The sequence below is a fragment of the Bradyrhizobium sp. CB82 genome (genome assembly GCF_029714405.1).
Lineage (GTDB): Bacteria > Pseudomonadota > Alphaproteobacteria > Rhizobiales > Xanthobacteraceae > Bradyrhizobium.
On record NZ_CP121650.1, the window covers coordinates 3,544,063 to 3,556,583 of the forward strand.

General features: G+C 63.6%; 13 protein-coding genes and 2 pseudogenes. 8 read left to right on the forward strand and 7 right to left on the reverse strand.

Features of this window, described 5'->3' with window-relative positions:
* Positions 1-67 precede the first annotated feature (67 nt).
* The gene (gene groES / locus QA640_RS17005) at positions 68-382 is read right to left on the reverse strand and encodes a co-chaperone GroES (RefSeq protein WP_283041741.1); all 315 of its coding nucleotides are present in this window, start codon (positions 380-382) and stop codon (positions 68-70) included.
* Positions 383-762: 380 nt separating this feature from the next.
* On the opposite strand from groES, the gene QA640_RS17010 reads away from it, so the two are divergent.
* Together QA640_RS17010 and QA640_RS17015 are read left to right on the forward strand one after the other, a co-directional pair.
* A complete protein-coding gene (locus QA640_RS17010; protein WP_283041742.1) occupies positions 763-1,050 on the forward strand; it encodes an usg protein in 288 nt (95 codons plus the stop codon).
* Positions 1,051-1,212: 162 nt separating this feature from the next.
* Entirely contained in the window at positions 1,213-1,758 is a 546-nt protein-coding gene (locus QA640_RS17015) for a cupin domain-containing protein (RefSeq protein WP_283041743.1), read from the forward strand.
* A 126-nt stretch (positions 1,759-1,884) separates the two neighbouring features.
* Here QA640_RS17015 and QA640_RS17020 read toward each other — a convergent pair whose 3' ends face one another.
* Entirely contained in the window at positions 1,885-3,135 is a 1,251-nt protein-coding gene (locus QA640_RS17020) for a nucleoside transporter C-terminal domain-containing protein (RefSeq protein WP_283041744.1), read from the reverse strand.
* 196 nt (positions 3,136-3,331) lie between these two features.
* Here QA640_RS17020 and QA640_RS17025 point away from each other — a divergent pair.
* Positions 3,332-3,583 (forward strand): annotated as a pseudogene (locus QA640_RS17025) (MFS transporter); the annotation flags it as partial.
* A 101-nt stretch (positions 3,584-3,684) separates the two neighbouring features.
* Here QA640_RS17025 and QA640_RS17030 read toward each other — a convergent pair.
* Both QA640_RS17030 and QA640_RS17035 read right to left on the reverse strand, forming a co-directional pair.
* Positions 3,685-4,443 carry an SDR family oxidoreductase gene (locus tag QA640_RS17030; protein WP_283041745.1) on the reverse strand — a complete coding sequence of 253 codons (759 nt, stop codon included), beginning with the start codon at positions 4,441-4,443 and terminating at the stop codon, positions 3,685-3,687.
* 23 nt (positions 4,444-4,466) lie between these two features.
* Positions 4,467-5,225 (reverse strand): proteasome-type protease, encoded by a 759-nt coding sequence (locus QA640_RS17035; RefSeq protein ID WP_283041746.1) that lies wholly within the window; start codon positions 5,223-5,225, stop codon positions 4,467-4,469.
* A 154-nt stretch (positions 5,226-5,379) separates the two neighbouring features.
* Between QA640_RS17035 and QA640_RS17040 the strand changes: the two genes are divergently transcribed.
* Positions 5,380-5,763, forward strand: a complete 384-nt coding sequence (locus tag QA640_RS17040; protein WP_283041747.1) for a hypothetical protein — start codon at positions 5,380-5,382, stop codon at positions 5,761-5,763.
* Positions 5,764-5,960: 197 nt separating this feature from the next.
* A pseudogene (locus QA640_RS17045) lies at positions 5,961-6,767 on the forward strand (IS5/IS1182 family transposase); the annotation flags it as partial.
* 37 nt (positions 6,768-6,804) lie between these two features.
* On the opposite strand, the gene QA640_RS17050 reads toward QA640_RS17045, so the two are convergent.
* From QA640_RS17050 to QA640_RS17060, 3 genes are all read right to left on the reverse strand, one after another.
* Complete coding sequence (locus QA640_RS17050; RefSeq protein ID WP_283041748.1) at positions 6,805-7,647, reverse strand: transglutaminase family protein; 843 nt, start codon at positions 7,645-7,647, stop codon at positions 6,805-6,807.
* A gap of 119 nt (positions 7,648-7,766) precedes the next feature.
* The gene (locus tag QA640_RS17055) at positions 7,767-8,711 is read right to left on the reverse strand and encodes an alpha-E domain-containing protein (RefSeq protein ID WP_283041749.1); all 945 of its coding nucleotides are present in this window, start codon (positions 8,709-8,711) and stop codon (positions 7,767-7,769) included.
* Positions 8,712-8,716: 5 nt separating this feature from the next.
* A complete protein-coding gene (locus tag QA640_RS17060) occupies positions 8,717-10,135 on the reverse strand; it encodes a circularly permuted type 2 ATP-grasp protein (RefSeq protein WP_283041751.1) in 1,419 nt (472 codons plus the stop codon).
* Between the two features lie 224 nt (positions 10,136-10,359).
* On the opposite strand from QA640_RS17060, the gene QA640_RS17065 reads away from it, so the two are divergent.
* From QA640_RS17065 to QA640_RS17075, 3 genes are all read left to right on the forward strand, one after another.
* The gene (locus QA640_RS17065) at positions 10,360-11,097 is read left to right on the forward strand and encodes a molybdopterin-binding protein (protein WP_283041752.1); all 738 of its coding nucleotides are present in this window, start codon (positions 10,360-10,362) and stop codon (positions 11,095-11,097) included.
* 31 nt (positions 11,098-11,128) lie between these two features.
* Positions 11,129-11,653 carry a xanthine phosphoribosyltransferase gene (gpt, locus tag QA640_RS17070; protein ID WP_283041753.1) on the forward strand — a complete coding sequence of 175 codons (525 nt, stop codon included), beginning with the start codon at positions 11,129-11,131 and terminating at the stop codon, positions 11,651-11,653.
* A 104-nt stretch (positions 11,654-11,757) separates the two neighbouring features.
* Positions 11,758-12,423 carry a hypothetical protein gene (locus QA640_RS17075; protein WP_283041754.1) on the forward strand — a complete coding sequence of 222 codons (666 nt, stop codon included), beginning with the start codon at positions 11,758-11,760 and terminating at the stop codon, positions 12,421-12,423.
* Positions 12,424-12,521 lie beyond the last annotated feature (98 nt).

Consider the following 12,521-nt stretch of genomic DNA (forward strand, 5'->3'; position numbering starts at 1 on the left):
TCTTATCTCACCCTTGGCGAGGCGCCCGGCAGGCGCTCCTCAGGGGTGAGCGGTGCGAGCGGCTGGATTAGGCGGCCTTTTTCTTCGAAGCGGGAGCTTCGAGCACGCCCATGATGTCGCTTTCCTTCATGATCAACAGGTCCTGGCCGTCGATCTTGACCTCGGTGCCCGACCACTTGCCGAACAGCACGCGGTCGCCGACCTGGACGTCGATCGGGATCAGCTTGCCGCTCTCGTCGCGGCCGCCCGGGCCAACGGCGATCACTTCGCCCTGGGAGGGCTTTTCCTTGGCCGTATCGGGAATGATGATGCCGCCAGCGGTCTTCTCTTCTGCGTCGATGCGCTTGATCACGACGCGGTCGTGAAGCGGACGGAATTTCATGCAGTCCTCCTAAGCAATTGCACGAGTTGGAGATTTTTGGGTGTTAGCAGTCGCTGCCTGCGAGTGCTAGCGCAGGCGAGAACTGAGATAGGACAGGTTTTTTACGGGAGCAAGGGCTTCTAGCAGAAAAATCAGCACTCAGAAGGCCTGTCTGCCAAAATCATTTACCATCGTTAAACGAGGCCTCGCGCGCTATTAGCAGACCCCCCGATCTGCTGCTAAAGCATTGAATTTCAACAACTTGTTAAACTTTTGGGCTTGAGATGGGTTGGCCGTATGCGTCACATTTCTCTCATGTGAGCGCATCTCCACCGGGTGGCTCTTTGGGCCAGTCCGAGCAGGCCACCCCTTGAATATGCGCTCCTGCAAAGGAGGCTGGCATGAGCTTGCGGGTTGGGGGTGTTTCCAACGACTTCCGGAAACAGTTGCTGGGTTACGGGCTGACGACGGCGCAGATCCTCTATCGGATGCCGGATCATCCCTCGCTGCTGCAGACCTACATCTGGCAGAACTACGATCTGTTTCCGAAATTCCCGGCGCTGACGGATTTCCTCGCCTTCTGGGAGGAGAAGCTCGACGGTCCCCTTTATTCGGTGACGGTAGCGCATTCCAAGCTGATCAAGCCCGCCGAGCTGCGCGCGGTCGATGGCGTGTTCAGGTTGAACTGAGGCTGCCGCGCCTCGTATAGGGTGGGTTAGCGCAGCGTAAGCCACCTCTTTGCTCTCCGCGCGTCGACAGAAGCGGTGGGTTACGCCTTCGGCTAACCCACCCTTACGATTCCGAATTCTGTGTTAGCCTTCGCCTCCAGAACAAAGATCAGGGAGGCAACAATGGTCAAGCGCAAGGTGACATCGCGCAGCGCGGCGCAATCCGCGGTAAAGAAGAAATGGCACGGCAACAAGGTCGCCACGCGGTCTTCAGCCCGCGAGGCAGTGAAGGCGAAAGCTCGCACGACACTCGCCAAGACTCCTGCCAAGACACGTACCCGGCCCAAGCAGCGCATCGCCGTCAGCCATCACCGCGAAGAGGATTTCAAGGCCGACGGCCTGCGCGCCTACGCGCAATATCGCGATCTCGGCATCGCCGCTGCGACCCACGGACTCGCGCAAGCCCACGTCATCCGCCTGCTGCCGCCGTGCAATCCGGCCGAGGTGTCAAAGCTCCACTATCACGACGTCGAATTCCAGATGGTCTACGTGCTCAAGGGCTGGGTGAAGACCTACATGGAAGGCCAGGGCGAAACGCTGATGGAAGCGGGCAGTGCCTGGACCCAGCCGCCGAAGATCAAGCACATGATCCTCGACTATTCCGACGACGTGGAATTGCTGGAGATCATCCTGCCGGCCGAGTTCAAGACGGTGGAATTGAAGGCGTAAGACGCTGTCATTCCGGGGCGCGACGAAAGTCGCGAGCCCGGAATCCATTTCACAGCTCGTATTGCGGCCCGATGGATTCCGGGCTCGCCGCTTGCGCGGCGCCCCGGAATGACGGGCGGAGAGAGTCTACGTCAGCACTCCCACGATCGCGCCCATCAAACACGTCGTCAGCGTGCCCGATACGATCGACTTCAGCCCGAGGGCATTGATCTCCTCGCGTCGCTCCGGCGCCATGACACCGAGGCCGCCGATCATGATGCCGAGGCTCCCGAAATTGGCGAAGCCGCACATCGCGTAGAGCATGATCAGGCGCGAGCGCGCATCGAGCGCGTCGGGGGCGAGTTTCGACAGATCGACATAGGCGATCAACTCGTTGAGTATCGTCTTGGTGCCCATCAGGCTACCCGCCGTCACCGCCTGATCCCATGGCAGCCCCATCAGCCAGCACACTGGAGCCATCACGAGGCCCAGCAATCGTTGCAGCGAGATCGCTGCGCCGCCGATCGTTGGCAGCAGCCCGAGCAAAGCATTGACGAGATACACCAGCGCCACCAGCACGATCAGCATGGCGATGATGTTGAGCAACAGCTCGAGCCCTGCGGAGGTGCCCTTGACGATCGCATCCATCGTGCCGGAGGCGTGCATGTCCGGGTCTTTGAGCGAACCGCCGGTGAGCCGGTCACTGGTCTCCGGTACCATGATCAGGCTGATCAGGATTGCGGCCGGCGCGCCGAGCACCGAGGCGATGACGAAATGCGCGGCGGCGTCCGGAATCAGCGGCGCGAGCAGCGTCGCATAGAGCACCAGCACCGTGCCGGCGATGCCGGCCATGCCGCCGGTCATCACCAGAAACAATTCGCTGCGCGTCATCTGCGCCAGATACGGCCGCACGAACAGTGGGGCCTCCACCATGCCGAGGAAGATGTTCGCCGCGGTCGACAGTCCGACTGCGCCGCCGACCCCCAACGTGCGCTCGAGCAGCCACGCCATGCCACGCACGATCGGCGGCAGCACGCGCCAATAGAACAGCAGCGTCGTCAGCACGCTCATCACGAGCACGATCGGCAGCGCCTGGAACGCGAGGATGAAATCGGCGCCCGGCGTCTTCACATCGAAGGGCAGGGGGCCGCCGCCGACATAGCCGAACACGAAGGACGTGCCGGCGCGCGAGGCCGCAGAGATTGCGCCGACCGCATCGTTGATGGCGCCGAAGGCATGCGCGACGAACGGCAGCTTGAGCAGGACGATTGCGGTGAGGAAGGTGACGACGAGGCCGATTCCCGCCTGGCGCAGCGAGACCGCGCGACGGTTCTCCGCCAGCGCCCAGGCGATCAACAGCAATGCGAAAATGCCGAGTGCCGATTGCAGTCGCAGCATGATGTCCCCATTCCCGCAACGATTATGGCAACCGGGCCGTTGCAAAGGCAATGCCGGGGCTGACGGAGGCCGACCGGTTGTTGACAAGACCTCCGGCCTCGGTCACGCGTCCGGCCTCGGTCACGCGTCAATGTCAACACCAGCCGCGCTGGGCGCCACGGGCCTCGCTCAAGAGCAGCCAATGTCCGCGAACCGCGTGATCCGTTTCTCGCTGGTGCAGCTCTCGACGCCCGACGAGATGCGTGGCCGCGTCGACGCGGTCAACTTCCTCTTCATCAACGCCTCGAACCAACTCGGCCAGTTCGAGAGCGGGCTCACCGCCGCGCTGTTTGGCGCGATGCCCACCGCCGTGCTCGGTGGCATCGGCACAATCGCGGTCGCGCTGCTATGGATGAAACTGTGGATGAAACTGTTCCCGAGCCTGCGGAAGATCGAGCGGCTGGAGTAGCATGATACCTCCATCCGCCGACTGGGGCATGGGGTTGTCTTGGTTTTTTAAGTGCAGCCCTCTCACTCTCCCACAAGCGGGGAGAGCGAAAGGAAAGTGGGTTAGCCGCGTCCGACGAACGGCATCTTGGTCGCCATGACCGTCATGAACAGCACATTGGCATCGAGCGGCAGGCCGGCCATGTAGGCGACGGCATCACCGACCGCCTTCGCGTCCATGCGCGGCTCGTGCTTCATCGTGCCGTCGGGCTGCATCACGCCGGGGCCGGCGACCATGCGGTCGGTCATCGGAGTCGCGGCATTGCCGATGTCGACCTGGCCGACGGCGATGTCGTAGGCGCGGCCGTCGAGGTTGCTGGCCCTGGTGAGGCCGGTGATCGCGTGCTTGGTCGAGGTGTAGGCGGCTGAGAACGGCCGCGGCGCGTGCGCGGAGATCGAGCCGTTGTTGATGATGCGGCCGCCGCGCGGGTTCTGGTCCTTCATGATGCGGAAAGCGTGCTGGGTGCAGAGGAACGGGCCGGTGAGGTTGGTGTTCACCACCGCCTGCCACTGCTCGAGGCTGAGATCCTCGAAGTTGACCGCAGGCGCGCCCATGCCGGCATTGTTGAAGAGTACGTCGAGACGCCCATAGGTCTCCGACACCTTGGCGAACAGCGCGGCGATCGAGCCGGGATTGGTCATGTCGGCGGTGACGCAGAGACTCTTGCCGGCAGGTCCGAGCTTTGCAGTCTCCTCGAGCTTGTCGAGCCGGCGTCCGGTCAGCACCACGGTGAAGCCGGCGTCCATCAGCGCCAGTGCGGCTGCGCGTCCGACACCGGTACCGGCGCCGGTCACCACTGCGATCTTTTTCGCTTCACTCATCGTTTCCTGCCTTTTCTTTTCTGTCAGGTTTTGGCTTCTTTGTCGTTCTTGTAGGGCGGCCGCGGAATGTTCTGATGCGCGGCGCGTAAGGCCGCCGACCAGCGCGAGCGCAGGTCGTGGAAATAGGGTTCGCCCGCCTCGATGCGATGGTTGAGATCGGCGTCGCACGCGTCCGTGCGCACCACCAGCACGTCGATCGGCAGGCCCACGCCGAGATTGGAGCGCATCGTCGAGTCCATCGAGATCAGGCTGGTCTTCAGCGCCTCGTAAAGCTCGACGTCGTAATGCATGGCACGGTCGAGCACCGGCTTGCCGTATTTGTGCTCGCCGATTTGAAGGTAAGGCGTGTCGGTGGTGCACTCGATGAAGTTGCCGGCCGGATAGACCATGAACAGCCGCATCCGCGAGCCCTTGATCTGGCCACCGAACAGGAACGAGACGTCGAAATTGATGTCCTCGGCCTTGAGCGCCGCAGCCTCGGTCGAATGCACGGCGCGAATGGCGCGGCCGATGCGCTGCGCCGCCTGGAACATGGTCGGCGCGTTCATCAGCGTCTCGATGTCGCCCGTGTCGGGGTCTTCGAGACCCTCGGTGAGCGTCGACAGCACCGACTGGCTGATCGCAAGATTGCCGGCGCTCGCGATCGCCATGATGCGCTCGCCGGGTTTTGAGAAGATGTGCAGCTTGCGGAAGGTCGAGACGTTGTCCAGCCCCGCATTGGTCCGGGTGTCGGCGATCATAACCAGGCCTTCCCGAACCAGGATTCCGCAGCAATAGGTCATTTCCAGTCCCCGAACGCGAACAGTTGCGCAAGACTAGTAGCCAATTTCGCGTGGCGCTCCAACCCCATTTCCCCGGCCGCGGTTGCCGTGAAACCTTTTCTTGGCGCGTGCCGTACCAACCCGCTAGAAGCAGGCGAGGACGAAGGAGGGGGACATGAGGAAGCGGGTGATCGGCAGCCTGATCGCGGCTACGCTGGGCATGAACTCTGCGGCGATGGCCGGCCCCTGGGAGGACGGCATGGCCGCCTATAACCGCGGCGACTATGTGCCGGCGATCCAGGTGTTCCGCGGTATGGCGAAGGCCGGCAATGCAAAGGCGCAAGGCATGCTGGGCGCGATGTATCAGCGCGGGCAGGGGGTGGCGAAGAGCTCGGCGCACGCCTTCATGTGGCTGAGCCTCGCTGCCTCCCGCGGCGATGCCACGGCCAAGGCGGAGCTCAAGACCGTCTCCGCGACGATGACGGTGGAAGACATCGCCCGCGCGAAAGAGATGATGCAGGCCTGCGAGACGTCGGACTACAGGAATTGCGAGTATTGAATCTCAACCCTCATGGTGAGGAGCGTGCGAAGCACGCGTCTCGAACCATGAAGGCCCCGATGTTGCCCGCAGCCCATCCTTCGAGGCGGCGCTTGCGCGCCTCCTCAGAGGCTGTGAATCTTTTTGACTGGTCGCAAGCGGTATAGCCGAAAGCTGGTGCTGTGTGATTCTCTTGCGGTGATGGATTCGCAGGAGGGATGATGGCCGCTGATGAATTGTTTGGGGATCTGCCGGAGCAGGCAAAGCCGCAAGCCGGTGCGGCGCCGCTCGCAGCGCCGCGACTTCGTGAGCCCCAACGCGATCAAATCGAGTTGCGAGCAGTGGATATCGAGAGCCTGATAGCGCGCGCGCGTTGGAGCGGCTTTGCGAGAGCCATGACACCTATCGTTGGCTGTGTGGCGGGGTGTCGGTGAACCATCACACGCTGGCGGACTTCCGGGTCGGTTGCGCCGACCTGCTCGACCGGCTGCTTTGCGAGCATTTGGCGGTGCTGGCGAAAGGTCGGCCTCGTCAATCTGGAAACGCTGGCGCAGGACGGTGTTCGGGTCCGGGCCAGCGCCGGGGCCGCTTCGTTCCGGCGGGAGGCGACGCTCGATCGGCACCTGGCCTTGGCTGAGGCGGTGGTGGAAGACCTCAAACGCGAGGTTGACGCTCGTTCGGATGCTAGCAATCAGCGCATGAAGGCCGCCAAGGAGCGCGCCGCGCGTGAGCGCAGAGCGCGCGTCAAAGCGGCGCAGACGGCGCTCGCCGAAATCAAGCAGCAGCGCAAGGAGCGCGAAGAAAAGCGCGGCAACGGCAAGAAGCCGAAAGAGCCGCGGGCCTCCACGACGGACGCCGACGCACGGGTCATGAAGATGGCCGACGGCGGCTTCCGCCCCGCCTACAACGTGCAGGTGACGAGTGCCGCCGGCCAGCCGATCGTCGTTGACATCAAGGTCTGCAACACCGGGTCCGACCGCGGCCTGATGCGGCCCATGCTGGAGCGGCAGCGCGCGCGTCCTGGCAAGCTCTCAGGATGAGGGCGAGTTCGTGGCGCTGTCTCTATCCCTGCGATTGGCTCTGCCACTGCCCCGATCGTCCGGCCTGCTCGACTTTCACCGCGACTGTCAGTGTCTCCGCGCCGCCGCCATAGCGGGTGCCGCGCACCGGGGCGGCGCCGAGATAGTCGAGCCCGATCGCGACGCGGACATGGGCATCGGTCGAGCAGATGCAGTTGGCGGGATCGAAGCCGACCCAGCCGAGATCGGGCACGAAAGCCTCCGCCCAGGCATGGCCGGCGTCCTGATGGACGGTGCCGTCGGAGCGCAGGAAATGGCCGGAGACGAAGCGCGCCGGCACGCCGGCGGTGCGGGCGCAGGCGATGAAGATGTGCGCGTAGTCCTGGCAGACACCGCGCTTGAGCGTGAACGCCTCGACCGCCGAGGTGCCGCTGTTGGTCGGGTCCTCGTCGAACGTCATGTGCTCGCTGATCTCCGGCATCAGTGCGTGCAGGAAACCGAGCGTGTCGCTCTCGGCCTCGCTGCGCAATTGGCGCGCAAAGCTCGCCATCTCCGGATTGACCGCGGTGAGCTCGGTCGAGCGTAGGAACAGCCCCGACGGAAAGCGCTCGTCGGCGCCGCGCAGCACGCCACCGGTGTCATGGGTCTCGATCAGGCCTTCGGCGGTGATCTTGATATCGGCGACGGGACCACAGGACAGCACATGGGTGACATTGCCGAAGGCGTCCTCGTGCATGTCGAGCTTGGTGTCGGTGGAGACGTCGATTTGCCATTCGGCCACATATTGCCCGTCATGACTGCCGGGCGTCATGCGCAGGATCTGGATCACGCTCGTGGCCGCAGGCTCGTAGCGATAGGTGGTGGTGTGCAGGATTCGCAGGCGCATGGTGTTTCTAGATCGGTCATTCCGGGGCGGCTCGAAGAGCCGAACCCGGAATCTCGAGATTCCGGGTTCGATGCTTCGCATCGCCCCGGAATGACGAAGGGTGAGAGTTTCAGTCCTGGCTAGATCAAATACTGCTTCGTGACGATTTCGCCCAGCCTGGAATTATCCGCGATGAATTCCTGAATGAATTCATGCACGCCGTGCTGGAAAATGTCGTTCATGTTGGAGTGTTCCAGCCGGTTGCGGATGCCGCGGGCGTGGCGCTGGGCCGGGCCCTGGCGGCCATAGGCGACCCCGATCTGGTCGAGATTGCGCACGAGATTGCCGTAGCAACTCGCCAGCGACCGCGGCAGCGTGTCGTTGAGGATGAGCAGATCTGCGATCAGCCAGGGTTTCAGCGTTTCGCGGTAGACCCAGTGATAGGCGGTGAGCGCCGACACCGAGCGCAGGATCGAGCTCCACTGGTAGAAGTCCAGGGGGCCACCGACATGTTCCTCCTCGGGCAGCAGCACGTGGTACTTCACGTCGAGAATGCGTGCGGTGTTGTCGGCGCGTTCCAGGTGCAAGCCCAAGCGCGAGAACCAATATGCATCGTTGCGCAGCATGGTCCGGTAGGCCGAGCCGTCGAAGCGCAACGAGGTCTCCTGTACGAAGCGCAGGAACTTTGCCAGCTCCTCGCGCGTCGAGGTGCCCTTGCTCCACAGGGCCTGCAACTCGATCCAGGCCGAGTTGATGGTGTCCCACATCTCGCTGGTCAGCGCGGTGCGCACCGAGCGCGAGTTCAGCCGCGCCGCCTCGATGCAGTTCTTGATCGAGGACGGGTTAGTGGCGGAGAACGACAGATATTCGACGACGTTGTGCTCGTTGGCTTCCTCGTAGTTCTGATAGAAGCTCGCGGCGACGCCGGCGGTGAGCAGCGCCGAGTCCCATTCGTTGGTCTTGCCGACATAGGTTGCCGGCAGAGCGGTAACGCGCAGCGTCGCATCGATGGTGCGCGCGAGATATTCGGCGCGCTCGACATAGCGGGCGAGCCAGTAGAGGTTTTCGGCGGTACGCGACAGCATTCTCTCTACTCGTCCAGTATCCAGGTGTCCTTGGTGCCGCCGCCCTGGCTCGAATTCACGACCAGGGAGCCCTCCTTCAGCGCCACGCGGGTCAGCCCGCCCGGCACGATGGTGGTGCGCTTGCTGCCCGTCAGCACGAACGGCCGCAAGTCCACGTGGCGCGGCGCGAGGCCGCTGGCGGTGCAGGTCGGGCAGGTCGACAGCGCCAGCGTCGGCTGCGCGATGAAACCTTCGGGCTCGCGCTTGAGCTTCTCGCGGAAGGCTTCGATGGTCGCCTTCGTTGCCGCGGGGCCGATCAGCATGCCGTAGCCGCCCGAGCCGTGCACTTCCTTGACGACGAGCTCGCTCAGATTGTCGAGCACATAGGCGAGGTCTTTCGGCTCGCGGCAGCGCCAGGTCGGCACATTCTTCAGGATCGGCTCCTCGCCGAGGTAGAATTTCACGATGTCCGGCATGTAGGAGTAGATCGCCTTGTCGTCGGCGATGCCCGTGCCGACGGCGTTGGCGAGCGTGATGTTGCCGGCCGCATAGGCCGACATCAGGCCGGGCACGCCGAGCACGGAATCGGGGCGGAAGGTGAGCGGATCGAGGAAGTCATCGTCGACGCGGCGATAGATCACGTCGACCCGTTTCAACCCTTCCGTCGTGCGCATGAACACTTCGTTGTTCTTGACGATCAGATCTCTGCCCTCGACGAGCTCGATGCCGAGCTTGTCGGCGAGGAACGAGTGCTCGTAATAGGCGGAGTTGTAGACGCCGGGTGTAAGCAGGGCGACCGTCGGCTCGGCCGAGGCACTGAGCGGCGCGACGGAGCGCAAGGCCGCAAGCAGTTCGTCCGGATAGCGCTCGACCGGCGCCACCTTGTGGCGGGCGAACAGGTCCGGAAACAGCCGCATCATGATCTCGCGGTTTTCCAGCATGTAGGACACGCCGGACGGCGTGCGCGCATTGTCCTCCAGCACGATGAAGTCGTTGGCGTCGACCCGGACGATGTCGATGCCGGCGATGTGCACATAGACGTCGTGCGGCACCTGCTGGCCGTTCATCTCGGGCCGGAACACCGGGTTGTGGAAGATCAGGTCGTCGGGCACGACCCCGGCGCGCAGGATGTCGCGACCGTGATAGATGTCGCGCAGGAACATGTTCAGCGCCCGCACGCGCTGCTTGAGGCCCTTCTCCAGGAGCGCCCATTCCTTGCCCGACATGATCCTGGGGATTACGTCGAACGGAATCAGCCGCTCCGTGGACTCGGAATCCCCATAGACCGCGAAGGTGATGCCGATCCGGCGGAACAGCAGTTCCGCTTCCTGACGGCGATATTCGAGCGCCTCGGGAGGCGTCTCCTTGAGCCAGCGTGCCAGCTCCTGATAGGCGGGGCGCAGATCCCCGCCGGGAATGTTCATTTCGTCAAACGCGACTGCCATCGATCCCGACTGTACTCCGTGGCCATGCTTGTGAGAGTGCATGACTTACCCCGGTGGTAGCAAGGGCCGGGCCAGAGCGATAAGCATGGACTGTGGGCATTTGCCGGGGATGGCCGGAGACTTGCCTGAAAAAATGGCGGAGGACTGCTTATTTCGGCAGCAAAACCGCGTGACTTCAACGCGTTACCTCGGCAAAGTCGGCGCTACAGGTGAGGGACAGGTTTATGAGCGAGATCGTCACGGCGGGCATTCTGGTCATTGGGGATGAGATCCTGTCCGGCCGGACCAAGGACAAGAACATCGGCTTCATCGCCGAATATCTGACCAATATCGGTATCGACCTGAAGGAGGTCCGGGTCGTCTCCGATGACGAGCCCGACATCATCGCGGCGCTGGATGCACTGCGGCATCGGTACACCTATGTCTTCACCACCGGCGGCATCGGGCCGACCCATGACGACATCACCGCCGACAGCGTGGCAAAGGCCTTCGGCGTCGGCATCGACCATCACCCCGAGGTGGTCGCCCGCTTCCGCGAGCGCTGGAGCGAGCAGGACCTCAACGAGGCCCGCCTGCGCATGGCCCGCATTCCCGACGGCGCCGAGCTGATCCAGAGCGCGACCATTCTCGCCCCCGGCTTCAAGATCGGCAATGTCATCGTGATGGCGGGCGTGCCATCGATCATGCAGGCGATGATGGATATCGTCTCGCCCAAGCTGAAATCGGGCGTGCGCATGCTCTCCGATTCGGTCCGCGCCAATGCGCGCGAAGGCGACATCGGCGGGCCCCTGCGGGCCATCGCCGGCGCTCATCCCGACACCATCATCGGTAGCTATCCCTTCATGGACGAGGAGCAGAAGCCGAACACCAACCTTGTGGTGCGCTCGCGCGATCCGGAAAAGCTGGCGGCAGCGATGGCGGCGGTGAAGGAAATGCTGGCGGGATTGAACGTCACCCGCTAGCAGAAGACGATTGCGACGAATGGAGACGACGATGGGTGAGGCACCGGAACTGAGTGCGCAGGAGCGGGCTGGCAAGGCCTTTCCGGTCTCGTGGGACCAGTTTCACCGCGACTGCCGGGCTTTGACCTGGCGCCTCAACGAGGTCGGTCCGTTCCACGCGGTCATCGCGATCACCCGGGGCGGCCTGGTGCCGGCCGCGATCGTGGCGCGCGAGCTCGGGGTGCGCATCATCGATACGGTTTGCATCGCCAGCTACGACCACACGAAGCAGGGCGATCTCCAGGTGCTGAAGGGCATTTCCGACGCGGCGATGAAGCTCGGCGGCGGTACCGGCAAGGGACTTCTGATCGTCGACGACCTCGTCGACACCGGCAAGACCGGCAAGCTCGTCCGCGAGATGCTCCCCGAGGCGCATTTCGCCACTGTCTACGCCAAGCCCAAGGGCCGTCCGTTGGTCGACACCTTCATTACGGAAGTCTCGCAGGACACCTGGATTTTCTTCCCCTGGGACACCGCGCTGTCCTACCACCCGCCGCTTCGCGACGGCGCCGCGTGACTTCCGTCATTGTGAGCGAAGCGACGAAGCCATCCAGGCTGCTTCCACGTCTGCATGTCTGGATTGCTTCGCTTTGCTCGCAATGACGCCCAGAGGCTGCGCCCATGCCGCTGCAAAACCGAGTCACGCCGACCGGCGAGATCATCGCGACGCCGCATCGCGGGATATTCACGGGCAATCGCGGCATCATTCATGATCCCGCAACGAAGACGTTGTTGAGCAAGCGCTGGTCGACGCCGGCCTGGATCACCTGCATGTGCGAATTTCGCGGCTGGCGGCGGCCGGTGATGGCGCGCCGGAGCTGGACCGAGCTGTTCTTCCTCGACGAAGCCACCGCCTTCGCCGCCGGCCACCGCCCTTGCTTCTTCTGCCGCCGCGACGACGCCAGACGGTTTCGGGCCGCCTGGGAGAAGGGGAACGATGTGAGCGGCATCGGCGCGAAGGCGATCGACGCCGTCCTGCACCGCGAGCGCCTCGATCGCGGCAAGAAGCGGCTGCATGCGCTGCCGATGCCAATCGCTGAACTGCCGCACGGCGCAATGGTACAGGAGGGCGAGGAGAGTTTTTTGATCGCAAGGGGCGGGGCAGCGTTGTGGTCACCAGCGGGTTATGTGGCGGCCAAGCGCGAGCTCGACAAAGCAATGCTGCTCACACCGCCATCGACGCTGCGCGCGCTAAGCGCTGGTTATGAGCCCGTGCTCCATCCCAGCGCACGGTGCGTTCCCTCCCCCTTGTGGGGGAGGGCCAGGGAGGGGGGTAGCCCCATGTGAGAGCGGAGCTTGTGGCTACTCCAACTCTCCCCCACAAGGGCAGGGCTATCGCATTGAAAAAGAACCTGGCGAGCGGTTTCTTTGCGGCCCATCCTTCG